The organism is Paractinoplanes brasiliensis (assembly GCF_004362215.1).
GTDB lineage: Bacteria > Actinomycetota > Actinomycetes > Mycobacteriales > Micromonosporaceae > Actinoplanes > Actinoplanes brasiliensis.
Map to the genome: position 1 here is coordinate 3274692 of NZ_SNWR01000001.1, position 25235 is coordinate 3299926.

General features: G+C 70.1%; 22 protein-coding genes. 7 read left to right on the plus strand and 15 right to left on the minus strand.

Features of this window, described 5'->3' with window-relative positions:
• The first annotated feature begins 12 nt into the window (after window positions 1-12).
• Window positions 13-888, plus strand: coding sequence for a hypothetical protein (locus tag C8E87_RS14620; protein WP_133873610.1), 876 nt, complete (start codon window positions 13-15; stop codon window positions 886-888).
• Here C8E87_RS14620 and ccsB read toward each other — a convergent pair.
• The 6 genes from ccsB to hemL all read right to left on the minus strand — a co-directional run bounded on the left by ccsB (window position 885) and on the right by hemL (window position 6900).
• Complete coding sequence (ccsB, locus tag C8E87_RS14625) at window positions 885-1853, minus strand: c-type cytochrome biogenesis protein CcsB (protein ID WP_133873611.1); 969 nt, start codon at window positions 1851-1853, stop codon at window positions 885-887. The two genes, C8E87_RS14620 and ccsB, sit on opposite strands and share 4 nt — an antisense overlap.
• Window positions 1853-3475: a cytochrome c biogenesis protein ResB gene (gene resB, locus C8E87_RS14630; RefSeq protein WP_133873612.1), complete on the minus strand. Its 1623-nt coding sequence runs from the start codon at window positions 3473-3475 to the stop codon at window positions 1853-1855. Before resB ends, ccsB begins: the two co-directional genes overlap by 1 nt.
• On the minus strand, window positions 3472-4278 hold the full coding sequence (locus C8E87_RS14635; RefSeq protein WP_133873613.1) for a cytochrome c biogenesis CcdA family protein: 807 nt from the start codon (window positions 4276-4278) through the stop codon (window positions 3472-3474). Before C8E87_RS14635 ends, resB begins: the two co-directional genes overlap by 4 nt.
• Window positions 4278-4838 (minus strand): TlpA disulfide reductase family protein, encoded by a 561-nt coding sequence (locus C8E87_RS14640; RefSeq protein WP_133873614.1) that lies wholly within the window; start codon window positions 4836-4838, stop codon window positions 4278-4280. Before C8E87_RS14640 ends, C8E87_RS14635 begins: the two co-directional genes overlap by 1 nt.
• A complete protein-coding gene (locus tag C8E87_RS14645; protein WP_239080366.1) occupies window positions 4835-5467 on the minus strand; it encodes a histidine phosphatase family protein in 633 nt (210 codons plus the stop codon). The genes C8E87_RS14640 and C8E87_RS14645 overlap by 4 nt, the downstream gene beginning before the upstream one ends.
• A gap of 83 nt (window positions 5468-5550) precedes the next feature.
• Window positions 5551-6900, minus strand: a complete 1350-nt coding sequence (hemL, locus tag C8E87_RS14650; protein ID WP_133873616.1) for a glutamate-1-semialdehyde 2,1-aminomutase — start codon at window positions 6898-6900, stop codon at window positions 5551-5553.
• Between the two features lie 146 nt (window positions 6901-7046).
• Here hemL and C8E87_RS14655 point away from each other — a divergent pair, with 146 nt between their 5' ends.
• Complete coding sequence (locus C8E87_RS14655; RefSeq protein ID WP_133873617.1) at window positions 7047-7373, plus strand: STAS domain-containing protein; 327 nt, start codon at window positions 7047-7049, stop codon at window positions 7371-7373.
• A gap of 12 nt (window positions 7374-7385) precedes the next feature.
• Here C8E87_RS14655 and C8E87_RS14660 read toward each other — a convergent pair whose 3' ends face one another.
• Complete coding sequence (locus C8E87_RS14660) at window positions 7386-7934, minus strand: response regulator (RefSeq protein ID WP_133873618.1); 549 nt, start codon at window positions 7932-7934, stop codon at window positions 7386-7388.
• Window positions 7935-7955: 21 nt separating this feature from the next.
• On the minus strand, window positions 7956-12362 hold the full coding sequence (locus C8E87_RS14665) for a HAMP domain-containing protein (RefSeq protein WP_133873619.1): 4407 nt from the start codon (window positions 12360-12362) through the stop codon (window positions 7956-7958).
• A 113-nt stretch (window positions 12363-12475) separates the two neighbouring features.
• On the opposite strand from C8E87_RS14665, the gene C8E87_RS14670 reads away from it, so the two are divergent.
• Together C8E87_RS14670 and C8E87_RS14675 are read left to right on the plus strand one after the other, a co-directional pair.
• Window positions 12476-14515, plus strand: a complete 2040-nt coding sequence (locus C8E87_RS14670) for a SpoIIE family protein phosphatase (RefSeq protein ID WP_239080361.1) — start codon at window positions 12476-12478, stop codon at window positions 14513-14515.
• Window positions 14516-14612: 97 nt separating this feature from the next.
• Window positions 14613-15224: a dihydrofolate reductase family protein gene (locus C8E87_RS14675; protein ID WP_166661166.1), complete on the plus strand. Its 612-nt coding sequence runs from the start codon at window positions 14613-14615 to the stop codon at window positions 15222-15224.
• A gap of 19 nt (window positions 15225-15243) precedes the next feature.
• Here the strand turns inward: C8E87_RS14675 and C8E87_RS14680 are convergent, their stop codons facing one another.
• The gene (locus C8E87_RS14680; RefSeq protein WP_239080360.1) at window positions 15244-16362 is read right to left on the minus strand and encodes an FAD-binding oxidoreductase; all 1119 of its coding nucleotides are present in this window, start codon (window positions 16360-16362) and stop codon (window positions 15244-15246) included.
• A gap of 170 nt (window positions 16363-16532) precedes the next feature.
• Between C8E87_RS14680 and C8E87_RS14685 the strand changes: the two genes are divergently transcribed.
• Complete coding sequence (locus C8E87_RS14685; RefSeq protein ID WP_133873623.1) at window positions 16533-18611, plus strand: S9 family peptidase; 2079 nt, start codon at window positions 16533-16535, stop codon at window positions 18609-18611.
• Window positions 18612-18622: 11 nt separating this feature from the next.
• Here the strand turns inward: C8E87_RS14685 and C8E87_RS14690 are convergent, their stop codons facing one another.
• From C8E87_RS14690 to C8E87_RS14715, 6 genes are read right to left on the minus strand one after another with little or no spacing between them, the layout of a single operon-like run.
• Window positions 18623-20152: a SpoIIE family protein phosphatase gene (locus tag C8E87_RS14690; RefSeq protein WP_133873624.1), complete on the minus strand. Its 1530-nt coding sequence runs from the start codon at window positions 20150-20152 to the stop codon at window positions 18623-18625.
• Window positions 20149-21492: a sensor histidine kinase gene (locus C8E87_RS14695; RefSeq protein WP_133873625.1), complete on the minus strand. Its 1344-nt coding sequence runs from the start codon at window positions 21490-21492 to the stop codon at window positions 20149-20151. The genes C8E87_RS14690 and C8E87_RS14695 overlap by 4 nt, the downstream gene beginning before the upstream one ends.
• Window positions 21489-22520, minus strand: coding sequence for an ATP-binding SpoIIE family protein phosphatase (locus tag C8E87_RS14700; protein ID WP_133873626.1), 1032 nt, complete (start codon window positions 22518-22520; stop codon window positions 21489-21491). The genes C8E87_RS14695 and C8E87_RS14700 overlap by 4 nt, the downstream gene beginning before the upstream one ends.
• Window positions 22517-22921: an anti-sigma regulatory factor gene (locus tag C8E87_RS14705; protein ID WP_133873627.1), complete on the minus strand. Its 405-nt coding sequence runs from the start codon at window positions 22919-22921 to the stop codon at window positions 22517-22519. The genes C8E87_RS14700 and C8E87_RS14705 overlap by 4 nt, the downstream gene beginning before the upstream one ends.
• On the minus strand, window positions 22918-23340 hold the full coding sequence (locus tag C8E87_RS14710) for an STAS domain-containing protein (protein WP_133873628.1): 423 nt from the start codon (window positions 23338-23340) through the stop codon (window positions 22918-22920). Before C8E87_RS14710 ends, C8E87_RS14705 begins: the two co-directional genes overlap by 4 nt.
• A 1-nt stretch (window position 23341) precedes the next feature.
• The gene (locus tag C8E87_RS14715; protein WP_133873629.1) at window positions 23342-24187 is read right to left on the minus strand and encodes an STAS domain-containing protein; all 846 of its coding nucleotides are present in this window, start codon (window positions 24185-24187) and stop codon (window positions 23342-23344) included.
• A gap of 160 nt (window positions 24188-24347) precedes the next feature.
• On the opposite strand from C8E87_RS14715, the gene C8E87_RS14720 reads away from it, so the two are divergent.
• Window positions 24348-24701, plus strand: a complete 354-nt coding sequence (locus C8E87_RS14720; protein WP_127500198.1) for an STAS domain-containing protein — start codon at window positions 24348-24350, stop codon at window positions 24699-24701.
• A gap of 103 nt (window positions 24702-24804) precedes the next feature.
• Window positions 24805-25221 carry a large conductance mechanosensitive channel protein MscL gene (mscL, locus tag C8E87_RS14725; protein ID WP_133876829.1) on the plus strand — a complete coding sequence of 139 codons (417 nt, stop codon included), beginning with the start codon at window positions 24805-24807 and terminating at the stop codon, window positions 25219-25221.
• Window positions 25222-25235: the final 14 nt, after the last annotated feature.

Sequence of the window (25235 nt, forward strand, 5' to 3'; positions counted from 1 at the left end):
GGCGAGGTGCAGGTGAAGATCCGTAACGTGGCGCTGTGGTGCGCGCTGGCGGGGCTCGTCGCCGCCCTGGCCGGGACAAACCCCGCGGTTGGCAAGCCGGCCCTGCCCGCCTGCCCGGCATCGGGAAAGTCCACGCGTCCTCCCAGTCAGCCGGCCGGCCCGAAGAGCGCCGGGGCCTGCCGTGCCACAGGTCACATCCTTGAGTCCGGCGTCAGGATCGCGCGTCGCGGCGAGCCCGGCTTCACCCCGAGCGGCTACCACCACCTCGGCGCCAACACCGGCGGCGAGTGGGCCGGCGTCTCCGGCCGGATGTCGGTGGTCGACGGCTCGATCCGCCCCCGCTCCTACGACTTCGTCGCCGGCCGGTTCATGGTCAAGCGCAACCTGGGCCGCGGCGTCATCGCCTGGCTCGAGGCGGGCTGGGCCGAGACCGGTTGGGCCGGCCCCGGCCGGCAGAAGATCTACACGTTCAACACCAACACCAAGACCTGGCAGTTCTACGACCAGTACACACTGCGGCCCGGCGACAAGGTGTGGCTCGACCTGCACGCCGACTCCGACGGGGTGTGGAGCGCGTGGCTGTGGTGGGGCAACCGGTGGAACCTGCTCACCGCCCAGCGCCTGCCGCTGGGCCTGGCCGCGACGATCGAGCAGTACGTCGAGGTGCACGTGGACTCGGGACGGCCCGGCCGCATCGACGTGCCCCCGGTGACCGTCGACAACGTACGACTGCAGCCGGGTGGCGGCGGGCAGGCACGCTTCTGGCGCGACGACGTGCCCACGCTGACCGGCTCCGACCCGTCCCGCCGCGAGCTCAGCGGCGGGTTCTGCCTCGACTGGCTGACCCGTTACGACACGTGGACGGCCGGGAACTGCGGCCGCGGTTAGCCGGCGTTCGCGTACGAGTGCAGGCCCTCGAAGAACAGGTTGATGCCGAACAGGTTCATCAGCATGGTCACGAAGCCGAGCAGCGCGATCCAGGTCGCCACCGTGCGCTTGACGCTCGGCGTGGCCCGGGCGTGCAGGTAACCGGCGTAGACGATCCAGGAGATGAACGCCCAGACCTCCTTGGGGTCCCAGCCCCAGTAACGCCCCCACGACGCCTCGGCCCAGATCGGACCCGCGATCAGCGCGCCGAAGGTGAACAGCGGGAACGCGAACGCGTGCAGGCGGAACGTCAGCCGCTCGAGCGCTCCCGCCTCGGGCACGTTCTTGCCCAGCGTGTACGGGAAGCTGCGCTTGCCGTTGTCGTAGCCGTCGCGGATCAGGAACATCGCGGCCGGCACGGCGCCGACCAGGAAGATGCCGGTGCCGATGATGATCGTCGACACGTGGATGATGAACCAGTACGACTTCAGGGCCGGGACCAGCGGGCCGACCGGGGTGTAGGCGATCATGCTGGCCGCCCCGAGCATGACCACGAGCGCCAGCGCGGCGAACAGGCCCAGGTGCCGCACGGCCGGGCGGGCGAGCACGATGCCGATCCACACCGCCGAGGCGATGAACGTGGTGGCCAGGATGTACTCGTACATGTTGCCCCACGGCATCCGGTCGGCCGCGACACCGCGGGTGACCAGGCCGCCGAGGTGCAGCAGCACGGCGACGACGTTGAGGCCGACCGCGACCTTGCCGACCAGCTCGCCGCGGTCGCGCCGCACGGGTGCGGGAGTGACGTCGTCCGCCACCGGGGGCTCCACGGGGGCGCCCGCGCCCACCAGCTGCTTGGCCGGGCGGGCGGCGGCGCGGCCGACACGGCTGCGCTTGCCGAACGCGTACTCCCCGGCGTAGGCCACCATCGCCGCCAGATAGAGCAGCACGGCCGCCGCCATCAGCTGATTCGACAACTCCGCCATCAGGGCGTCCCTTCCTCGGCGGCCTTCACCAGAGCCTTGAACTCGTCTTCGAAACCGGGGTAGTCGGTGCGGGGCAGGCCACCGGCCGTCACCAAAGTACCGCCAGAGGCAGCGGGCGAACCTGGCAGGTCGGCACTCGGCCGCACGGTGAACCACACCCGGCGGCGGCGGCCGCTCAGCGAGAGCATCAGGCCGAGCAGCCCGAGCACCGCGCCGGCCAGGGCGAGCGTCTGCGTCGGGTCGTGCCGGATCGAGAGCGTGGCGAACGGGCGGGTGCCGACGAACTCCAGCTTGGTGCCGTCGTCGAGCGTCCACGTGTCGCCCAGTTTCAGCGCGTACGGCCTGGAGTCGCTGACCTTCTTGAGGTCGCCGCTCGCGATCTGCGCCTGGTTGAGCGAGTAGACCGAGCCGGGGGTGCCGACGTCGAGCCCGAGGTCGCCGCGGTACGCGCTGAGGTAGAGCATCGGGTTGTTCGCGGCCGGGAAGATCGACCGCGCGGTGCCGTCGGTCGGGGCGGTGGGCAGGAACAACCCCTCGAAGCCCATCTGCAGCGTCGGGTCGCGCTTGTCGGTCTCGGGGTCGATGTTGACGTCGGGGAACTGCGCGACACCCTCGCTGGTCTGCATGCCGTCGATGGGCAGGAACGGCACCACCTTGGTCTGCGAGACGCCGAACCGGTCGGTGTACTTGAGAACCGGCGCGTAACCGTGGCCGAGCAGATAGACGTTCGCGCCGTCGAGCCGTAGCGGGTCGTTGACCGTGAACTTGCGGGTCTCGTACGGGCTGTCGCCCTGGCTGACCTGCACCGTCGCCGAGAAGCTCTTGGGCTGGCCGGTGTCCTGGAACGACGCGTCGAAGTCGCTCAGCCGCAGGCAAAAGCTGGGCAGGTCGGCCGGTCGCACACGGGGGCCGAGCGAGGAATCGTCGTACTGGGTGAGCGTGTTGCAGAAGCCGAGTTCGTTGCCGGCGATCAGGATGCGGTTGGCGTGCCAGCCGTACCAGTGCCCGAAGCCGACGCCGATCAGCACGGCCAGCAGCGCGGTGTGGAACAGCAGGTTGCCGGTTTCCTTGAGGTAGCCCTTCTCGGCCGACACCGTGTAACTGCCGTCAGCGCGCTCGCGCAGCTTGGTGCGGAACCGGCGGCGGCGCAGACCGGCAGCGATGCCCTCGGCCACCTCGGCCGGCCCGCCGGGGCGCGACCACGGCTCGGTGCTCTGCGGCAGCCGTTCGAGCCGCTTGGGCGCGTCGGGCGGGGCCTGGCGCAGAGCGCGTACGTGATCGGCCAGCCGCGGCAGGACGCAACCGATCAGCGACGTGAACAACAGCAGATAGATCGAGGCGAACCAGGGCGAGGCGTAGACCGCGAAACCGCCCAGCCGGTCGACCCAGGGGGCCAGGTCGGGGTGCGCCTGGTAGTACTGCGTGACCTTTTCCGCGTTGACCGAGCGCTGCGGGAAGACCGAGCCCGGGATGGCCGCGACGGCCAGCAGGAAGAGCAGGACCAACGCCGTACGCATGCTGGTCAGTTGCCGCCACGAGTTGCGCAGCAGCGCCCACAGCCGGTTGGGCCTGCGGGGCGGCGGCGCCGACGCGGGCGCCTCGCGCTGCTCGGTGACGGTCACAGCAGGGTCTCCCCGAAGTTGAAGGTGACCTTGAGCCACACCATGAAGTGGTCCCACCCGCCCGTGACCAGCGCCAGCCCGACCAGGATGAGCAGCACCCCGCCGACCCGGGTGACCCAGCGGCTGTTGCGGCGGACCGCGCGGAAGACCCCGAGCAGCTTGCGGAAGAACAGGCCGAAGAGCACGAACGGAAGACCCAGACCCAAGCTGTACGCCACCGCTAGGATCACCGCCCGGTCGGTCTGCCCGGTCGTCGAGGCGAGCAGCATGACCGCGCCCAGGGTCGGGCCCACACACGGGATCCACGAGAACGCGAAGATCGCCCCGAAGACCGGCGCGCCGAGCAGGCCCGCGGCCGGGAGCCGGGTGATCCGGGCCTCGCGCTGCAGTCCCGGGATCCAGCCCAGGTACGCCACGCCCAGCCCGATGATCAGGACACCGAGCACCATGTTGAGCACGTCGGTATGGCGTACGAGGAAGGTCAGGTTGGCCACGGCCGTCGTGAGCAGCGTGAAGACGACCGTGAAGCCGAGCACGAACAGGCTGGTGCCGGCGAGCACCCGGCCCTTGCCGGCCAGCCGCGGCCGGGTGAGGGTCTGTACGCCGCCACCCGCCGACGACTGCGGCTGTTCGGGACGGTCGTCGAGGTCGGAGCCGGCCAGCCCGGTGACGTAGGAGAGATAGCCCGGCAGCAGCGGCAGCACACACGGCGACAGGATGCTGACCAGGCCGGCCAGCGCGGCGACCCCGATCGCCAGCAGCAACGGGCCGGTGCCGGCTATCCCGGCGAAGCTCTCGCCCATCAGCCCGTGCCCTCCGCGGCCACCTTTTCCACCAGCGGCCGGAGCTGGGTCTCGGTGGTGGCCTGGCGGATCGCGACGGCGATACGTCCCTGCCGGTCGATGATCAGCGTGGACGGCATGGCCGTGTTGGTCACGTCGAACTGCAGGCCGACCTTGCCCTCGAAGTCGTAGAGGCTCGGGTACGTCACCCGGCCACGCTCGAACTCGCGGGCGGCGTCCTTGTCGTCGCGGGAGTTGACCCCGAGGAACGTGACGCCCTTGTCCTTGGTGGCCTGGAACGTGTTCTCGAGGTCGTCGGCCTCCGCCCGGCAGGGCGCACACCACGAGCCCCAGAAATTGACCACCACGACCTTGCCGCGGTCCTGGCTCAGGTTGTACGCGCCGCCGTCGAGCAGTTCGCCGCTGACCGGCTTGACCTGTGTGCGCTGGTCGGGCGCGCACTCCACCACACCGGCGGCCGTGGTGCACTTGTCGGTCCACGTCTCGCCCCCGCAGCCGCCGAGGACACCGGCCGTGACGGCGGCGGTGGCCAGGACTGCGGTGAGGCGGCGCATGGTCAAGCTCCCTTGGCGGTCTTGGCCGTCGCGGAGAGGGCCACGAGGTGGGCGGCGGGCTCGGAGTAGTCGATTCCGACGACCTTCGAGTCCTCGAAACGGAACGAGGTGAGGCTGGCCAGGCCGCACTGCCGGCGGCGCGGGTCGTGCCAGAGGCGCTTCTTCTCTATATATCGCCTCAGCGTCCAGATCGGCAGTTGATGCGAGACGCAGACGGCCTCGTGCCCCTCGGCGGCGACCCTGGCGGCCTGCACTGCGGCGAACATGCGCTGCGCGATGACCAGGTAGGCCTCGCCCCAGGACGGGGTGATCGGATCGCGCAGCACCCACCAGTGCCGGGGGTTGGTGAGCGCGCCGTCGCCGACCGACACCTTTTTGCCCTCGAAGTAGTTGGCGCTCTCGATCAGCCGCGAGTCGGTGGCGATGTCGAGCTCGAACTCCGCCGCGATCGGGACGGCGGTTTCCTGCGCACGGTCGAGCGGGCTGGCCACGACGTGCGTGATGTCGCGATCGGACAGCACCTCGGCGGCCGCCTTGGCCATCTGCACGCCGAGCTCCGACAGGTGGAAGTCGGGCAACCGGCCGTACAGGATCTTGTTGGGGTTGAAGACCTCGCCGTGCCGCAGCACGTGCACCGTGGTCCTGGTCGGCTCGCCCCGAGTCTGACGGGCATGCCCTCCTGGCCCTGCAATCGCTTCGCTCGTTCCGGTGCCGTCGGTCATACCTGTGATGCTCCCCCCGCTGCCGCCCGCGCCGCATGGGGCAGCGCGGCGGCGATCTGCTCGAGCGCTTCCTCGTCGATCGCTGTCGAGACGAACCACGACTCGAAGGCGCTCGGCGGCAGATAGACGCCGCGCGCCAGCATGGTGTGGAAGAACGCCTTGAACGCGCCCGCGTCCTGGGTCTTGGCCGACTCGTAGTCGACCACATCGGACTCGGTGAAGAAGATCGAGAACATGTTGCCCGCGAACGAGAGCCGGTGCGGTACGCCCTCGGTGGTCAGCGCATCGGAGGCGAGCGCGCCCACGGTGGCCGAGAGCTCGTCGAGCCGCTTGTACGTCGCGTCGTCGGCCAGCCGCAGCGAGGCGAGCCCAGCCGCACATGCCAGCGGGTTGCCCGAGAGCGTGCCGGCTTGGTAGACCGGACCGGCCGGCGCGAGCCTCGACATGATCTCGCGCCGCCCGCCGAACGCCGCCGCGGGCAGCCCGCCGCCCATCACTTTGCCGAAGGTGAACAGGTCGGCGCCGACCGGCTCGAGCCCGGCCCAGCCACCGGCCGAGACACGGAAACCGGTCATCACCTCGTCGACGACGAGCAGGGCGCCGGCTGCGTGCGCGATCTCGGCGATCCGCTGGTTGAAGCCGTCGCGCGGCGGGATCACGCCCATGTTGCCGGCCGCGGCCTCGGTGATGATCGCGGCGATGTCGCTGCCCTGCTCGCGGAAGGCCTGTTCGACGGCGGCGACGTCGTTGTAGGGCAGCACGATGGTCTCGCTCGCCGCCGCGCCGGTGACGCCGGGCGAATCGGGCAGGCCCAGCGTCGCGACCCCGGAGCCGGCCGCGACCAGCAGCGCGTCGACGTGGCCGTGATAGCACCCGGCGAACTTCACGATCTTGGAACGGCCGGTGAAGCCCCGGGCCAGCCGGATCGCCGTCATCGTCGCCTCGGTCCCCGAGTTGACCAGGCGGACCTCGTCGACCGGGGTGCGCCGGACGATTTCCTCGGCCAGGTCGACCTCGCCCGCCGTGGGGGTGCCGAAGCTGGTGCCGTGGGCGGCGGCGGCCTGGATCGCCGCGATGACCTCGGGGTGCGCGTGGCCGTGGATGAGCGGGCCCCACGAGCAGACCAGGTCGACGTAACGCCGGCCGTCGGCGTCGGTGAGCCACGGGCCCTTGCCGCGCGCCATGAACCGGGGCGTGCCGCCGACGGCTCGGAACGCACGCACGGGTGAATTGACCCCGCCGGGCACGATGGCCTTGGCACGGTCGAACAGGGCCTGAGAGACCGGGGCGTCCTCCGGGTAGGGGAGGCCCTCGGCGCGGTATGAGGTGGTCACAGCGACTCCCATTGTGTCAGCGGGGTCCGTCAAGAATCTCAAGAGGGTTCCTCACGTCACCCGAGGATGGCCCGGAGCGACAACCGGGGATGTCGGCTTCGCCCCGATACGGCCGAGCCCAACAGGCCGAACACGCGTACAGGCGATAGGCTGACGGGGTGGAGCGACCCGAGCTGTCGATCACAGTCGAGCACGCACCCGACGAGGTCATCTTCCACCTCGCCGGGGAGATCGACGTGCTCACCGTGACGAACTTGTCGACGCTGGTCAACGAGGTGCTGGGCGATCCTCCGGCCCGGATCATGCTGGACATGGCCGGCGTCACCTTCTGCGATTCCCAGGGTCTCGGCACCCTCGTTGTGCTCAGTCGCAAAGCCCAACATGCCCGATCTGTCCTGGCTCTGGCCAACGTCGGCGACTTCCTGCTGCGCGTGCTCGACATCACGGGTCTGCGCAGCGCCCTCATGATCAGCAGCACAGCCTGACGGGTTGAGGGCTCAGTTTCCCCAACGGGCCTTCTCGAGCAGGGCCAGCGCCTCGGCGGCGGCGTCGTCACCGCCGGAACGCAGCACCCGGGCCGCCTCGTCGACCGTGTCGGTGAGCCGCTGCCACTGGGCGTCACGCTCGCGGGTCTGCTCGGCCTGCGCCTTGAGCTGCTGCGTCTTGTTCCACAGATCGACGAAGATGGAGACCTTGGCCCGCAGCACCCACGGGTCGAACGGCTTGGTGAGGTAATCCACCGCGCCGACCGCATAGCCCCGCAGAGCGAGCTGGGCATCACGGTCGGCGGCGGTGAGGAACAGGATCGGCACGTGCCGGGTGCGTTCTCGCCGCTTGATGTGACTGGCGGTCTCGAACCCGTCCATGTTGGGCATCTGCGCGTCCAGCAGGATCACCGCGAAATCGTCGGTGAGCAGCTGTTTGAGGGCCGCCTCGCCGCTCTCCACCGCCACCGCCGTCACCGGCAGGCCCTGGAGGATGGCCTCCAGGGCGAGCAGGTTGTCCTTGCGGTCGTCGACCAGCAGGGCCTTAGCGCGCTCCGCCACTGTGCTCCCCTCCGTGGATCCTCAGCCCAGATCCCGCTCCGTGGTCTTGTCGGCGTTCACCCAGCGGGCCATCAGCTCGATCAACTCGTCGAGATCGACGGGCTTGGTGATGTAGTCGCTGGCGCCGGCCGCGAGCGCCGACTCCCGGTCGCCGGGCATCGCCTTCGCCGTGAGGAAGACTACCGGTAGATCCTGGAAGCGCTGGTTGCGCCGGATTCCCCGGGTGGTCTCGTACCCGTCCTGGTCGGGCATCATCGCGTCCATCAGCACGATGTCGACCTCGGGGTGCTCGGCCAGCAGCCGTACGCCGTCGACCCCGTTGTCGGAGTACAGGACGTTCAGCCCGTGCATCTCGAGCGCGCTGGTCAGGGCGAACACGTTACGGACGTCGTCGTCGACGATCAGCACGGTGGCGCCGTCGAGCTGCCGGCCGGCCGGGCTCACCACGTGGCCCTCCAGCTCGGCCCGCTGATGCAGCACCGGCAACTCCATGAGCGGCATGTCGATCGGCGCCGGCGCGGGCTGCACCACCACCGTGGTCGACGGCAGCGTGGGCAGGCTCAGCGGCGGGATGGCCTCGGCGCTGAGCGCGTCCGGCATGTAGAGCGTGAACGTCGAGCCCTCGCCCGGGCGGGACGAGACCACGATCGTGCCGCCGAGCAGGGCGGCCAGGTCGCGGCTGATCGACAGGCCCAGGCCGGTGCCGCCGTACTTGCGGGTGGTCGTGCCGTCGGCCTGCTGGAACGGCTCGAAGATGATCGCCAGCTTCTCGTCGCTGATCCCGATGCCGGTGTCGGTCACCGCGAACGCGATCACCTGACGGGCCGCGGCCAGCGCCGGGACGTCGAAGTCTGTCTCGGGCGGGGCGCCGAAGATGCTCAGCGTGACCGAGCCGCTGTCGGTGAACTTGACCGCGTTGGAGAGCAGGTTGCGCAGGATCTGCTGGAGGCGTTGCGGGTCGGTGAGGATCGAGTCGGGCAGGCCCGGCTGCAGCCAGACCCGGAACTCCAGGTTCTTCTCGTTGGCCTGCGGCGCGAACGCCTGCTCGACGTAGCTGCGGACGCCCTCGAAGTCGACCTGGTCGGGCTCGACGTCCATCCGGCCCGCCTCGATCTTGGCAAGGTCGAGGATGTCGTCGATCAGCGAGAGCAGGTCGGAGCCGGCGCTGTGGATCGTACGGGCGAACTCGATCTGCTTCTCGGTCAGGTTGGCATCGTTGTTGTCGGCCAGCAGCCGGGCCAGCAGCAGCAGCGAGTTCAGCGGGGTGCGCAGCTCGTGGCTCATGTTGGCCAGGAACTCCGACTTGTACGCGCTGGCCCGGCTGAGCTGCTGCGCCTTCTCCTCCAGACCGCGGCGGGCCTGCTCGATCTCGCGGTTCTTGGTCTCGATGTTGGCCTTCTGCTCGCTGAGCAGCTGGGCCTTGTCCTCCAGTTCGGCGTTGGTGCGCTGCAGCTCGGCCGACTGGTCCTGCATCTCGCGAGCCAGACGCTGCGACTGCGAGAGCAGTTCCTCCGTACGGCGGTTGGCCTGGATGGTGTTGAGGGCGACGCCGATCGTCGACACGAGCCGCTCGAGGAACGTCAGGTGCAGGCCCGAGAACGCCGCCACCGACGCGAACTCGATCACGCCCAGCATCTCGCCCTCGAACAGCACCGGCAGCACGACCAAATCGTTCGGCGGCATCGACATGAGGCCCGAACGCATCGTCAGGATGCCGTCGTGGGTGGCCCGCACCCGGATCGTGCGGCGCGAGACCGCGGCCTGGCCGACCAGTCCCTCGCCGGGGCCGAAGGTCACCTCGTGGTTACGGGCGACGTAGCCGTACGAGGCGGCCAGCCGCAGCCGCATGACCGCCTGCTCGTTGTCGACCAGGAAGAACGCGCCGAGCTGGGCGTCGACCAGAGGCGTCACCTCGGTCATGATCATGCGGCAGACCTCGCCGAGATCACGCTGGCCCTGCAGCAGGCCACCGATGCGGGCCAGGTTGGAGTCGAGCCAGCCCTGCTCGGCGTTGGCCTTGGTCGTCTCGCGCAGCGTGACGATCATCTGGTTGATGTTGTCCTTCAGCTCGGCGACCTCGCCCTGCGCCTCGACGGCGATGCTCTGGGTCAGGTCGCCGCGGGTCACGGCCGTGGACACCTCGGCGATCGCGCGCAGCTGGATCGTCAGCGTCGAGGCGAGCTGGTTGACGTTGTCGGTGAGGTCCTGCCACGTACCGGAAACGCCCTTGACCTGGGCCTGACCGCCGAGCTTGCCCTCGACGCCGACCTCGCGGCCGACCCGGGTGACCTCGGTGGCAAAGCTGGAGAGCTGGTCGACCATCGTGTTCACGGTGTCCTTGAGCTCCAGGATCTCGCCGCGGGCGTCGACCGTGATCTTTTGCGACAGGTCACCCTTGGCCACCGCCGTGGTCACCGAGGCGATGTTGCGCACCTGGGCGGTCAGGTTGGAGGCCATGTAGTTCACGTTGTCGGTGAGGTCGCGCCATGTGCCGGCCACACCGCGCACCTGGGCCTGGCCGCCGAGCTTGCCCTCGGAACCCACCTCGCGGGCAACTCGCGTCACCTCGTCGGCGAAGCTGGACAGCTGGTCGACCATCGTGTTCACGGTGTTCTTGAGCTCCAGGATCTCGCCCTGCGCGTCGACCGTGATCTTTTGCGACAGGTCACCCTTGGCCACCGCCGTCGAGACCTGCGCGATGTTGCGCACCTGGCCGGTGAGGTTCGAGGCCATCGAGTTCACGTTGTCGGTCAGGTCGCGCCACGTGCCGGCCACGCCCCGCACCTGGGCCTGACCGCCGAGCTTGCCCTCCGTGCCCACCTCGCGGGCCACCCGGGTCACCTCGTCGGCGAAGCTCGACAGCTGGTCGACCATCGTGTTCACGGTCGACTTCAGCTCCAGGATCTCGCCGCGGGCGTCAACGGTGATCTTTTGCGACAGGTCACCCTTCGCCACGGCCGTGGTGACGGAGGCGATGTTGCGCACCTGGCTCGTCAGGTTGGACGCCATGTAGTTCACGTTGTCGGTCAGGTCGCGCCACGTACCGGAGACGCCCTTGACCTGCGCCTGACCCCCCAGCTTGCCCTCCGAGCCCACCTCGCGGGCCACCCGGGTCACCTCGTCGGCGAAGCTCGACAGCTGATCGACCATCGTGTTCATCGTGCTCTTGAGCTCGAGGATCTCACCCCGGGCGTCAACGGTGATCTTTTGCGACAGGTCACCCTTGGCCACCGCCGTCGACACCTGCGAGATGTTGCGCACCTGGTCGGTCAGGTTGGCGGCGAGCTGGTTCACGTTCTCGGTCAGGTCACGCCAGGTGCCCGAGACGCCGCGCACCTGGGCCTGACCGCCCAGCCGGCCCTCGGTGCCCACCTCACGGGCCACCCGGGTCACCTCGTCGGCGAAGCTCGACAGCTGGTCGACCATCGTGTTCACGGTGTCCTTGAGCTCCAGGATCTCGCCCTGCGCGGCCACCGTGATCTTTTGCGACAGGTCGCCCTTGGCCACCGCCGTCGACACCTGGGCGATGTTGCGCACCTGGCTCGTCAGGTTGGAGGCCATCGAGTTCACCGAGTCGGTGAGGTCCTTCCACGTGCCCGCCACGTTGGGAACCTCGGCCTGGCCGCCCAGCTTGCCCTCGGTGCCCACCTCGCGCGCCACCCGGGTGACCTGCTCGGCGAAGAGCCGCAGCGTGTCGGTCACGCCGTTCATGGTGTCGGCCAGCTCGGCGACCTCGCCGCGGGCCGAAACCGTGATCTTTTGCGACAGGTCGCCCCGGGCCATCGCCGTCGCGACCTGTGAGATGGATCGCACCTGGTGGGTCAGGTTGGACGCCATCGTGTTGACCGAGTCGGTCAGGTCCTTCCAGGTGCCGGCCACACCCCGTACGTCGGCCTGCCCACCCAGCTCACCCTCGGTGCCCACCTCGCGGGCCACCCGGGTCACCTCGTCGGCGAAGCTCGACAGCTGGTCGACCATCGTGTTCACCGTGCGGCCGATGCGCAGGAATTCACCCCGGAGGGGACGCCCGTCCATTTCCAGCGCCATGTGCTGAGAGAGGTCACCCTCGGCGACCGCCACGATGACCCGGGAGATCTCCGTGGTGGGCCGGCCCAGGTCGTCGATCAGGGAGTTCACCGATCGAACGCTGTCCGCCCACGACCCGTCGAGGCCCTCGTCGTCGAGACGCTCGGTGAGCCGGCCGTCCCGTCCGACGATCCGGCTGATCCGGCGCAGGTCGAGATTTTGCCGCTCCTGCAGCGACACCACCTCGTTGAACGCATCGGCGACCTCACCGGCCGTCCCGCTTCGGCGGGGCAGCCGCACCTTGAGATCGCCACGGCGAACGCGCCGCAGGGCCTCGGCGAGTTCACCGAGCACGGCAGTGTCGTCGGGCAGGCCGACGCTGGCTTCCTTGGCCGTGGTCATGCTGTCCTCACTCGCTGTCCATCTGGCGTGGGCCCCCTATCCTCTCTCGCCCGACCGGGTCAATGCGAGAGACGACTTTGTGCACGGGCCCACCTACAGGAGAGGATGCAGGCGTGTCAGTGGAGGCCGATGCGATCTCGGACACCCCGGCGGGTGGGCTCGTCCGGCGCGTCCGGCTGCCCAACGACCGGCGTACGCCGGCGGCTGCGCGCGCCCTGGTGCGCTCGGTCCTCGAGGAAGCGGGGCTGGTGTCCCTGCTCAACGAGGCGCTGCTGCTGACCACCGAGCTTTCCACCAACGCGGTGGTCCACGCCAACACCGAGCTCGACATCGAGGTCCGCGCCGACACCACCGGGCTCACGGTGACTGTCACCGACTTCGCGCCGGGCCCGGTCGAGCAGCTGGCTGTCGGCCCCCGCAACGAGAGCGTGGACATCGGCGAGGTGGCCGAGCGCGGGCGTGGCCTGCTGCTGGTCGACCACTTCGCGAGCCGGTGGGGCACGGTGCACGAGGGCACGGGCAAGGGCGTGTGGTTCCGGCTCGAGGCAGCGCCCTCCGACCGGCCCGCCGCGGTGGTGCCCGCCGTCGCCAACGCGGTGGAGGACGACACCCCCAGCGTCGGCGCGCTCACGATGTTGCTGCAGGTCAATCCCGAGCGTCAGTCCGAGGAAGGCATGGCCGAGTTCGCCGCCGACCTGCTGGCCCAGCTCGCCCGGCTGACCGGCGCGGCGGGCGGGGTGATCCGGCTCGACCGGGGCGACGGCGGCGGCCGTCAGCTGCTGGCCCGCTACGGCCGGGCGCCGCGCGACGACGCCGACACGATCCGGGTGCCGCTGAGCGTCCAGCGGCCGTACTCGGGCGAGCTCGAGCTCGACGCCTCCCCCATCGGGTTCGCCCAGCCGCTGGCCACGCTGGTCGCCGAACGCTTCTCGCTGCACCTGGAGAACGACCGGCTGCGCCGCACCGACCTGCGCCGGCAGACGTGGCTGACGTTCCTGGCCGAGGCCAGCGAACTGCTCGCCCAGTCGCTCGACGTCAACCTCACGATGGCGCTGATCCCGCAGCTGGTGGTGCCGCGGCTGGGCCAGTGGTGTGCGGTGCACACGACCGACGCGTGGGGCCGGCTGCAACTGGCCGCGGTCACGCACGCCGACGAGTCCGCGCTGCCGCAGCTGCACGACACCCTGGCCGAGACCGGGCCCGACTCGATCCTGACCCGGCTCGAGGAAGCGTCCCGCCTCGGCACCCAGGTGATGCTGGGGGCGCCGACCGAGGGGTTCGCGGTGCCGCTGGTCGCCCGCGGCACCCGGCTCGGCACCCTGGCCGTCGGCCGCCACCACCGCATCCGGCACGACGCCGACGAGGTGAACGTGCTGGAGGACGTGGCCCGGCGGGCGGCCCTGGCCATCGACAACGCCCGCATTCACGACGAAAGGCACAAGGTCGCCCGTACGCTCCAGGCCTCCCTGCTGCCGCCGGCGCTGCCCAAGGTCGAGGGGGTGGGGTTCGCCGCGGAGTACGTGCCGACCGGCTCGGAGGTGGGCGGCGACTTCTACGACGTGGTGCCCTCCGGGCCGGACAGCTGGATCGTGGTCGTCGGCGACGTCTCCGGCAAGGGTGTGCAGGCGGCCACGGTGACGGGCCTTGTCCGCGACGTGATCCGCATCCTGGTCGACGACGGCAAGCCGATGGGCGAGATCCTCTGCCGGGTCAACAAGACGCTGGTGCAGCGAGGTGGCGGGCGCTACTGCACGCTGGCCATGGCCTCGGTGACCCGCTCGCCCGACGGGGTGCTCGACGTCTGCCTGCATCTGGCCGGGCACGACCGGGCGGTGCGGGTCAACGCGGACGGCAAGACGTCCTTCGTGGGTGAGGGCGGCACGGCGCTCGGCCTGCTCGAATCGATCACGTCCCCCGACGTCGACGTGCGGCTGCAGCCGGGCGATTCCCTGATCTTCTACACCGACGGCGTGACCGAACGCCGCCGCGGCCGCGAACTCTTCGGCACCGGCCGTCTGCGCGACGCCGCGGGCCCGCTGGCCGGCTACCCGGCCGAGGTGATGGCGGCCCGCCTGCGCTCCACGACGATCAACTTCTCCGTCGAGGAACCGCGCGACGACATCGCCATCCTGGTCCTCCGCAACGACGCCTGACCGCCCCCGGCATACGTCTGACCGGCGCGGCTGTGAGCACGATCGAGCCCTCGTATTTGCCCCTTTTCTGCGTTTATTTCATGGCATGGTGTTTGTCATGGCGAAAACTCAGTACTACACGGCGACGAGCATCGACGGTTACATCGCCGACGAGAACAACTCGCTGGAGTGGCTCTTCGACGTCGACGGCGGCAACGAGAACCCGTTCGGCGGCTTCTTCGCGGGCGTCGGCGCGTTCGCCATGGGCGCGACCACCTACGAGTGGGTGCTCGAGAACGACAACGTGCTGGCCGAGCCGCAGAACTGGCACGACCTGTACGGCGACGTCCCGTGCTGGGTTTTCGCCAACCGTGAGCTGCCGCTTGTGCCCGACGCCAACGTCTTCATGGTCAGCGGCGACGTGAAGCGCGTCCACGAGGCGATGCTGGTCGCGGCCAAGGGCAAGAACGTCTGGCTCGTCGGCGGCGGTGACCTGGTCGGCCAGTTCGTCGACCAGGGCCTGCTCGACGAGATCATCCTGGGCATTGCCCCGGTCGTGCTGGGCGGCGGCTCTCCCCTGCTGCCCCGCCACCTGACGGCTCGCCACCTGGCTTTGACCGGCACGGCGCAGATCGGCCGTTTCGCCTACCTGACGTACGCCGTCGGCAGCGAGCCCGTCCCCGGACGCCACCCCGCCGCGACCGAACACCGCCACGCGGTCCTCCACTGACAGCGTCCCGGCCGGGCCGTCAGAAGAACTCTGTGCGGTTCGCCATTTCGACCTCGTGGGCCAGTTCGGGCGGCGCCGCGACGATCGCTGCGCGGCCGTTTCGGGCCAGCAGCACGTGGCGGACGCTGTCGAGGATGCCGGCGAGGCGCGGTGGCGACAGCGTGCCCGGCAGCACGGCGTGCACGGTGCCCAACCCGGCCGAGCCGCGCACCGGCACCGGCCCGCCCACGACGTCGCCCAGCGCGTAGAGCACGGCGTGCAGGTCGGCCGCCGAGACCGAGAGCCGCAGGGCGACATCGTCGCGGCGGAACGGATAGACACCCCACCAGGGCGGCGCGATCGGGGTGACCACAGCGCCCGAGCCCCACGTGGCGGCCAGGCGCTCGGCCCGCTCGACCGCCGCGGCCTCAGCGCCCTCGAAGAGCACGGCCAGCGTGCCGCCCTGACCGCCGGCCGGCAGGTCGGTCTCGATCGCGCTGGGCTCGAACTCACCAGCCGCGCCGACCAGCTTGCCGAGTTGCGACGGGGTGGGCACGGCGATGCCGACCCAGCGGCGGGCCTGCGGCAACGGCTCGAGACGCAGCGTGGCCGCGGTGATCACGCCGTCGATCTCGGCCAGTCCGGGACGGCCGTCCTCACCGTCGGACTCGCCGGGGCGGCCGAGGCTGTCCACGTAGGTCACGCTCCGCACGTATTCCGCCGGGGTGCCGAACCGGTGGCGCAGCGGCCCCGACTCGTTGACCGCGAGCATGCCGCCGACCGTGGCCGTGCGCGACGGCGGATCGACCGGAAGCCGCTGGCCCTGCAGAGCCAGGGCCGCTTGAAGAGCGCGTACGGGAGTGCCGGTCGCAACCTCGGCCGTGCCGCGCTCGACGTCGTGATTCCACATGCCGTTGAGCCGACCGGTGTCGATGAGCACGTCGACGCCGGGACGAGGCGTACCCCAATCGATTTTGGAGCCGCTGCCCCGCGGAAGGCTGCTCAGGCCCAGGTCGGCCACCAGCCGCAGGATGTCGGCCACCGCGGGCGCCGTGGCCGGCACCGCGACGTGGCCGGCCCGGCGACCGCCGACCGCGTCGATCGACCGGGCGGCACGCGCATAGTCAGGGCCGCAGATGTCTGTCAGCGCGCTGAGCACCGAATCTCGCGATGGCAATGACACAGCCCGATTCCCCAACGTCGACGGCGGCTGATCGAACGCTCCGAAGATCGTCCACTCTGGCATATCGTACACGTGTTCGAATGACCGCGGTCGACCGGCGCAAGAACTCCGGAAGCCGGGGAAACCGGACCGGTAACCTAGGGCAGGTGACGATCCAGACTCCGGACAGCCCGCCCTCGGCCACCCAGGTGCCCAGCGAGCGCACCTTCCACGGCGACACCGTGACCGACGAATACGCGTGGCTGGCAGAGAAGGAGGATCCGCGGACCACCGCCTATCTCGAGGCGGAGAACACGTGGACAGAGACGGCGACGGCCCACCTGGCAGGCCTGCGCGACACGATCTTCAACGAGATCAAGGGCCGTACGCTCGAGACCGACCTCAGCGTGCCGTCGCGTAAGGGCGGCTACTGGTATTACACGCGCACGGTCGAGGGCAAGCAGTACGGCATCCACTGCCGGGTCGCCGTCCAGCCCGGCCGGACAGACCCGCCGTCCACCACCGACCAGCCCGGTGAGCAGGTGCTCCTCGACGGCAACGAGCTCGCCGCCGGCCACGACTTCTTCGCCCTGGGCACGTTCGACGTCAGCGTCGACGGCAACCTGCTGGCCTACTCGACCGACCACACCGGCGACGAGCGCTTCACCCTCCGGATCAAGGATCTGCGCACCGGTGAGCTCTACCCCGACGAGGTGCCCGACACGTCGTACGGCACGGCTTGGTCCTCGGACGGCAGCGCGCTGTTCTACGTCACCGTCGACGAGGCGTGGCGCCCCCACCGCATCTGGCGGCACAAGCTCGGCCGTCCCAGCAGCGAAGACGTGATCGTCTACGAGGAGGCGGACGAGCGCTTCTGGGTCGGGGTGGGCCTGACCCGCAGCGAGAAGTTCATCGTCATCGACTCCGGCAGCAAGATCACCTCCGAGGTCCGCGTCCTGTCCGCCGACGCGCCCGAGTCCGAGCCGGTCGTGATCGCTCCCCGCGAGCAGGGCGTGGAGTATTCGATCGAGCACCACGGCCACCGGTTCCTCATCCTGCACAACCGCGGCGCCGAGGACTTCGCGGTGTCGTGGACGTCGGCCGACGCGCCGGGCGAGTGGGTCGAGCTGATCCCGCACGAGCCCGGCACCCGCCTCGAGTCGATCGACGCGTTCGCCCGGCACATCGTGATCTCGCAGCGGCGTGACGGGCTGACCGGGCTGCGCGTGATCACCGACGGCAGCACCGACTCGTACGAGATGGAGTTCCCCGAGCCCCTGTACGCGGTGGGCCTGAGCGGCAACCCGGAGTACGACACGGCGACCGTCCGCATCGGCTACACCTCGATGATCACGCCGAGCTCGGTGTTCGACGTCGACCTGACCACCCGCTCGATGGTGCTGCGCAAGCAGAAACCGGTGCTGGGCGGTTACGACCCGGCCGATTACGAGCAGTTCCGCGAGTGGGCGACCGCCCCCGACGGCACCCGGGTCCCGATTTCGATCGTCGCGCGCCGGGGTGTCCGCGAACGGGGCCCGGCGCCGCTGCTCCTGTACGGCTACGGGTCGTACGAGGCCAGCATCGACCCGTATTTCTCGGTCGCCCGCCTCTCACTGCTCGACCGTGGCGTGGTCTACGCGATCGCCCACATCCGCGGCGGTGGCGAGATGGGCCGCCGCTGGTACGAGCAGGGCAAGATCCTCACCAAGCGCAACACGTTCACCGACTTCGTGGCGTGTGCCCAGTCGCTGAGCCGCGACGGCTGGACGACGCCCGAGCTGCTGGTGGCCCGGGGCGCGTCGGCCGGCGGCCTGCTGATGGGCGCCGTCGCCAACCTGGCCCCCGAGGCGTTCGCCGGCATCGTGGCCGAGGTGCCGTTCGTCGACCCGCTGACCAGCATCCTCGACCCGTCGCTGCCGCTGACGGTCACGGAGTGGGAGGAGTGGGGCAACCCGCTCGAGTCGGCCGAGGTCTACGCCTACATGAAGGGGTACAGCCCGTACGAGAACGTCGCGAAGCTGAAGTATCCGCGGCTGCTCGTCATGGCCGGCCTGAACGACACCCGCGTGCTCTATCACGAGCCGGCCAAGTGGGTCGCGCGGCTGCGTGCCGTCGCCCCTGACGGCGATTACCTGCTCAAGACCGAGATGGGCGCGGGCCACTCCGGCCCCAGCGGACGCTACGACTCCTGGCGCGAGGAGGCGTTCGTCCTGTCCTGGGTCCTGGACGTGCTGCACCTCGCCTGAGGCGTCGTCGGCTATCGGCGGCGCAGGGCGACCACGGCGATGTCATCGGCCTGTTGCCCGGCGCCGCCGAGCTGCATCATCAGGCGCCGGCAGAACGCGTCCAGGCTGGGCTCGACCGTCGCGGCCGCGGTGGCCAGCGCGGCCAGCCCCACGTCGATGTCCGCGTCGCGCCGCTCGACCAGGCCGTCGGTGTAGAGCACGAGCGTCCCGTCCGGCGGCAGCACGAACTCGAGGTCGTCCGGGCGGGGCGCGTTGATGCCGAGCAGCGGCCCGTGCGGCTCGACGAACCGGACGCCGTCGGCGGTGTGCAGCAGCGGTGGCAGGTGACCGGCGCTGGCCATCCGCACCCGGCCCGTCGCGGGTTCGAGGGTCATCAGGCAGATCGTCGCCGAGTCGGTGGGCAGCACGGCCCGCATGAAGTTGTTGACGAGCGTCAGCACAGTTCCCGGCGGGTGCCCCTCGACGGCGTACGCGCGTACGGCGTGCCGCACCTCGGCCATCACCGTGGCGGCGTGCAGGGAGTGCCCGGCCACGTCGCCGATGGCCACCAGCAGCCGGCCGTCGAGCATGGTGAGCTCGTAGAAGTCGCCACCCACCTCGGTCTGCGCGCCGGCCGGCTCGTAACGCATGGCCAGCTCGATGCCGGGCACGTCGGGCAGGCGCGACTGCAGCAGGCTGCGCTGCAGGGTGACAGCGATCCGGTGTTCCTCGTCGTAGGAACGCTGGGCCTCGACCGCCGCCGCCACCGTCTGGGAGAGCTGCCGCAGCACCGGAAAGCCCGGATTTTGGCTGCTCGCGGGCACGGCCACGTAAACCGGCGGGCGGTCGTTGCGCAGCCGGGCCGCGGCCACCGCCACCGACTCGCCCTCGGGCCACGGCACACCGTCCCACCTGGCGGCGTCGTCGTTGCGCACCACAGATCCGACAGCGACCGTTTCCTCCGGCAAGCCCCACGCCCGTACGGCCGGAGGTGAGCCCGCCGCGGCGATGCCCTCGCCGTCCGTGCCCTCGGTCAGCACCACCGCCGGGCCGCCGAAGATCTCGATGGCGCCCGCAGCGGCCGCCTCGAGCAGGTCGGGCAGGGTAGCCGCGGTGTTGATGGCCAGTGTGGCCTCGGCAAGCCGGACCATCCGCGCGGCCAGCGACTCGGCCCGCCGGCGCGCGGAGTAGTACCGCAGCACGGCCTGGGCGGTGGCGATCAGCTCGTCGGGCTCGATCGGCTCCACGAGGTACGCGTCGGCGCCGCGGTTGAGGCCCTGGGTGCGGTCGACCACGTCGACGGCGTGCGCCGACACATGCACCACAGGCAAGGACCCGTACGCGGGATCGGTCTTGATCTTTTCGCAGACGTCGAAGCCGCTCATGTCGGGCAGCTTGACGTCGAGCACCACCAGGTCGACGTCGGAGCCCGGCAGCAGGCTCAGGGCCTCGCCACCGGTCTCGGCCTGCCGGACCGTGTAACCGGCGCGGGTGAGCCAGCTGACCAGCAGGTAACGCTTGGTCGCGCTGTCGTCGACGACGAGGACGATCTCTTTCTTCATGACGACGGCAGCCTCAGTGTGAAGGTGCTCCCCTCGCCGGGAGTGGAGTCGACCCGCAGGGCTCCACCCAGGATACCGGCCAGACGGCGGGCGTACGGAAGCCCGAGGCCGGTGCCCTTGCCGCTGAGCGCCTTGCTCCCCGGCACCTGATAGAACTCTTCGAAGATCCGCTCGTGCAGCTCCGGGGCGATGCCGGAGCCGGTGTCGGACACGACGAACTCGACGTCGTCACCGATCGCGCGGACCGTCAGGCGGACCTCGCCCTCGGCGGTGAACTTGAGCGCGTTGGTCAGCAGGTTGCGCAGCACCCGGGCCAGCAGCACCTCGTCGGAGCGGATCGAGGACACGGCCGGCTCGTCGACGCTGAAGGTGACCTCGTCACGGGTCGCCAGCGGACGCAGCGTGCCCCTGAGCTGCCCGAACATCGCCTTGAGGTCGACCTGCCCCCAGGTCGGCTCGATCCGGCCCGCCTCGGCCTTGGCCAGGTCGAGCAGGTCGTTGACCAGCGTCAGCAGGTCGCTGGCGGAACCGCGGATCAGCTCGACCTGACGCCGCTGCTCGGTGGTCAGCGGGTCGGACGACTCGTCGCCGAGCAGCCGGCTCAGCCCGATGATCGCGGTCACCGGCGCGCGCAGCTCGTGGCTGACGTTGGCCAGGAACCGGCTCTTGGCCTCGCTGGCCGCGGCGAGCTGCTCGGACTTCTCGTCGAGCTCGGCGTAGAGCGCCACGACACCGCGGTTGGTCTCCTCCAGCTCCTCGGAGAGCTGGTGATAGAGCGCCATGACGCCCCGGTTGGTCTCCTCGAGCTCCTCGTTGAGCCGGGCCAGCTCGTCGCGTTGCGCCCGCACCTCGTTCAGCGCGGTGACGAGCTGCTGGTTCTGGACGTTCAGCTCGTCCAGCGGGCTGCCCGGCACGTGGGCGGACAACCCGGCGCGGATTTCCTCCAGCCGTTCCGGGGTCAACCGCGGCGCGCTTGCCGACAGACGTCGAGCCATCCACACGACCGTACCGGTCTCACCGTCCTCGACCTCCATCTTGTCCACCAGGCGGCCGACATGTCCGAGTTCCGCCCGGAGCCGGGCCGCCCCGAGCGTCAGGCGCTCGACCGACACCCGCAAGATCGTGGATACCCCGTCCGGGCGGATCGCGAACGTCACCTCGGCATCGGTGTACCCACCCAGCACCACCCGGCTCACCTCGCTGAGGGCGGTGGCGATGCGGGTCTGGTCCTGCTGCTCGAGGCCGACCTCGCGGGCCACCTCGCGGGCCAGCTGGCGGATCAGGAACACGTCCTGGGCCACGCGCAGGCGCATCGTGAGCAGCGGCTGCGGGCCGGTCATGGCAACCGGGCCACGAGAACGCCGGCGTCGTCGCGGCGCACCCCCGCGTCGCGCAGCACCGTCGCCGCGATCACCAGCGGCGAGTGGGTGAGCAGGCCGGGATAGTCGGCCACCTTCCACCGGTCGGCGACCCCGTCGGAGTGCAGGACCACGATCGCGTCCGGGGTGATCGGGTAGTCGTACTCCCGGATCTGACGCCGCTGGTGACCGGCGATCCCAGGCAGCGAGACCATGCCCCGCCGCGGCCCGGCCGTCGAGAGAACGGTGCCGGTGATGTTGCCGAGGCCGGCGTAGCGGACCAGGCCCTCGTCGGCGTCGAGCTCGGCGACGGCCACAGCCGCTCCCCGGGTGTGGTTCAGCTTGCGGTGCAGGATCTCGAGCACGGCCGCGGGCGGAACGGCCGGGGCGTCCGTGAACGCGCGGACCGCCTCCTGCGCGGCGGCCGCGGCCAGGCCGCCGTGTCCCAGCCCGTCGCACATCATCACCTGACGGCGGCCGTCGGCCTCGCGGACCGCGTACGCGTCGCCGCTGAGCTGCTCCCCGGTGAGCGGACGGGTCAGTCCCGCCGCCCACGTCCCCGCGGGCACGCCGGAGGGCCAGACCTGAGCGGCGAGCACGGTGCCCTTCCCCGGTACGGAATGCATGTCGCACCACGTGGACTGCCGCGAGATCGCCCCCAGCCCGATGCCCAGGGTGCCCGCCGTGGAGTGCCCGTCGCCGAAGGACTGCGCCAGGTCCGCCATGCCGGGCCCGCTGTCGAGCGCGACGATCTCGACGCCGGCCTGCCCGGCCGCCCGGACCGCGCGCAGCAGCAGCACACCCTGGTCGGCGTGCTTGGCCAGGTTTCCGGCGGCCTCGGCGGCCACGATCGAGAGATCGGCGATGCGGCGCTCGGGCAGCGCCAGCTCGACGGCCAGGCGTTCGGCGTTCCGGCGTACGGACGAGGCGGTCGGGGCGGCCTCCACCCGGAACCAGACTCCTCCGTCGAGAAGCCCCTCGGGTAGCGACGCCACCGCGCCTCCGCTCATCGGCACCACTTGGTCACGGTAATGGTCGTACCCTCGCCGACTGCGGTCACGATGTCGAACTCGTCGACCAGCCGGCGGGCGCCGCTCAGACCCAGCCCCAAGCCCCCGCCGGTGGTGTAGCCGTCGGTGAAGGCCAGGTCCAGATCTGCGATGCCCGGTCCCTGGTCGGCGAAAACAATCCGGATGCCCTTACGGCGGCCGTTGTCGACCGAGCTGACCTCGACCGAGCCGCCCCCACCGTAGACCAGGGTGTTGCGGGCCAGCTCACTCGCCGCGGTGACCAGCTTCGTCTGGTCGACCAGCGACAGCTTCACGGCGACGGCGAGCGTACGGACGAGCTGCCGGACCCGAACGACGTCCTGGTCGGAGACGACCTCGATGCGCTGGGCCTGATCGCTCACGGTGTGGGCACCACGGGCGTCTCAGGGTCGTCCTCGTCCTCACCGAACGGGTCGTCGACGTCCTCGCTGCGCTGCCGGGCCAGCAGCTCCATACCGAGCTCGACGTTGAGGGCGGTGCGGATGCCGGGCAGCGACAGCCCCAGCTCGACCAGCGTGATCGCGACGGCCGGACGCATGCCCACCACCACGGTGTCGGCGTCGAGCACCTTCGAGATCGAGGCGATCGAGGCGAGCGTACGGCCGACGAACGAGTCGACGATGTCGAGCGCGCTGATGTCGATGACCACGCCGTGGCAGCCGGTCGCCACGATCCGATCGGCGAGGTCCTCCTGCAGCTGCAGGGCGGTTTGGTCCTCCATGTCGATCTGGATGGAGACGAGGAGGATGTCACCGATCTTGAGGATCGGAACCCGCTCCATGTCAGCGGCCCTTCCTGGTCGCCTGGGCCAGGACGTAACGCAACGCGTCGGCCAGCGAGGACTTGGTCGCGATGTCGCCGAACTCGATGCCGAGGGCGACGATCGTCTGCGCGATCTGGGGGCGGATGCCGGAGATGATGCAGTCGGCGCCCATCAGCCGGGCGGCCACCACGGTCTTGAGGATGTGCTGCGCGACCTGGGTGTCGACGGCCGGCACGCCGGTGATGTCGATGATCGCGTACGGCGAGCCGGTCTCGACCAGGGTCTGCAGCAGCCGTTCCATGACCACCTGGGCGCGGGCCGAGTCGAGCGTGCCGACGAGCGGGACAGCGACCACGCCCTCCCAGAGCTTGACCACCGGCGTCGACAACTCGAGCAGCTGCTCGGCCTGGTCGGCGATGAGCTCCTCGCGGACGCGTACGTAGCTGTCGAAGGTGAACAGCGCCGCCTCGTCGACGAAGGAGGAGATGGCGGCGTAGTCCCGGAGCTTGGTGGTGTCGTCGGTCTGGCCGGAGCCGGCGAGGATGGGCAGCACCGCGTCCTTGAAGGCGAACACGCTGACAGCTGTCTCGGTGGCGCTGAAACCCTGGCGGGCGCGGGTCGACGAGAGCTCCGCAAGCTGGGCGCGCAACTCGCCCGCCGCCTCGACGCCCAGATCGGGTGCGGAGCCTGCCATCGCCTGCTGGAAGCCGCGTCGCAGCTCGGAGGTCTGGCGCTGCAGCTCCGCGTGGCTCAGCCGGCCGCGCAGCGACGAAGCCACCTGGTCCGTCCAGGCCGCGACCAGGGTCTCCTGATGCTCCTCGAGCAGTGTGGCGAAGCGGGCCGCCTCATCCGCGCTCAGCGTCACCGCTGCCTCCCTCTCACCTGCATTCAGCCTGCAACGGGCGGGACTTTACCATCGCGGAGTCCGATCGTTGCTCTGAGCCAAATAACCGGGTGAGGGGTTCCCCGTTCTACGCGCGGCACACGTCTTGGAGTACCGTTCAGCTCATAACTGGAGGTCCTGAATGTCTCTGACGGTACAAACGGAACAGCGCGCCGACATGGTCGTCGTGTCGGTGGCGGGCGAGCTCGACATGGCTACCGCCCCCCAGCTTCAGGACCAGATCAGCGACCTGCTGGAGAAAGGGCGCACCCGTCTGGTCTTCGATCTGGCCGAGGTGTCGTTCTGCGACTCCACCGGGCTCTCTGTCTTCGTCCGCGCCAAGAACAGCACCGACGACGCCGGCGGCACCGTCCGCCTGGCGGCCCCGCAGCGGGGCGTGCTGCGCATCCTCGAGGTCAGTGGTCTGGTCGAGGTGCTGCGCACCTATCCCACGGTCGACGAGGCGGTCACCGCGCAGGAGCCTGCCCTCGACTGACGGAGCCTTTCCGGAGTCGTCCCGGTCGGCGTAGTTTGTCGCCGATCGGTCGTGGGCACCTGCGGCCGTAAATTCCGGTACGCAGGAGAGCTTCGTGAACAAGATCTTCCAAGGCTTCAAAGACTTCATCATGCGGGGCAACGTCGTCGACCTCGCGGTCGGCGTCGTGATCGGCGCCGCGTTCACCGGCGTCGTGACCGGCTTCACCAACGGCTTCATCAAGCCGCTGATCCAGCTCATGGGCGGCGGCTCGGGCCTCGACGCGGGCAAGTTCAAGGTGCGTGGGGTCGACTTCGACTACGCGACCTTCCTCAACTCGCTGATCACGTTCCTGATCACCGCAGCGGTGCTCTACTTCTTCGTGGTGCTGCCGCTCAACATCCTGGCCGAGCGTCGCCGCCGGGGCGAGGAGCCGCCGCCGAAGGCCCCCGCCGAGGACATCGTGCTGCTCACCCAGATCCGGGACGCGCTGGTGGCCCAGCGGGGTTACGGCGACACTCCCGGCCGCCACCAGCAGTGACTTTTCTCGAAAAG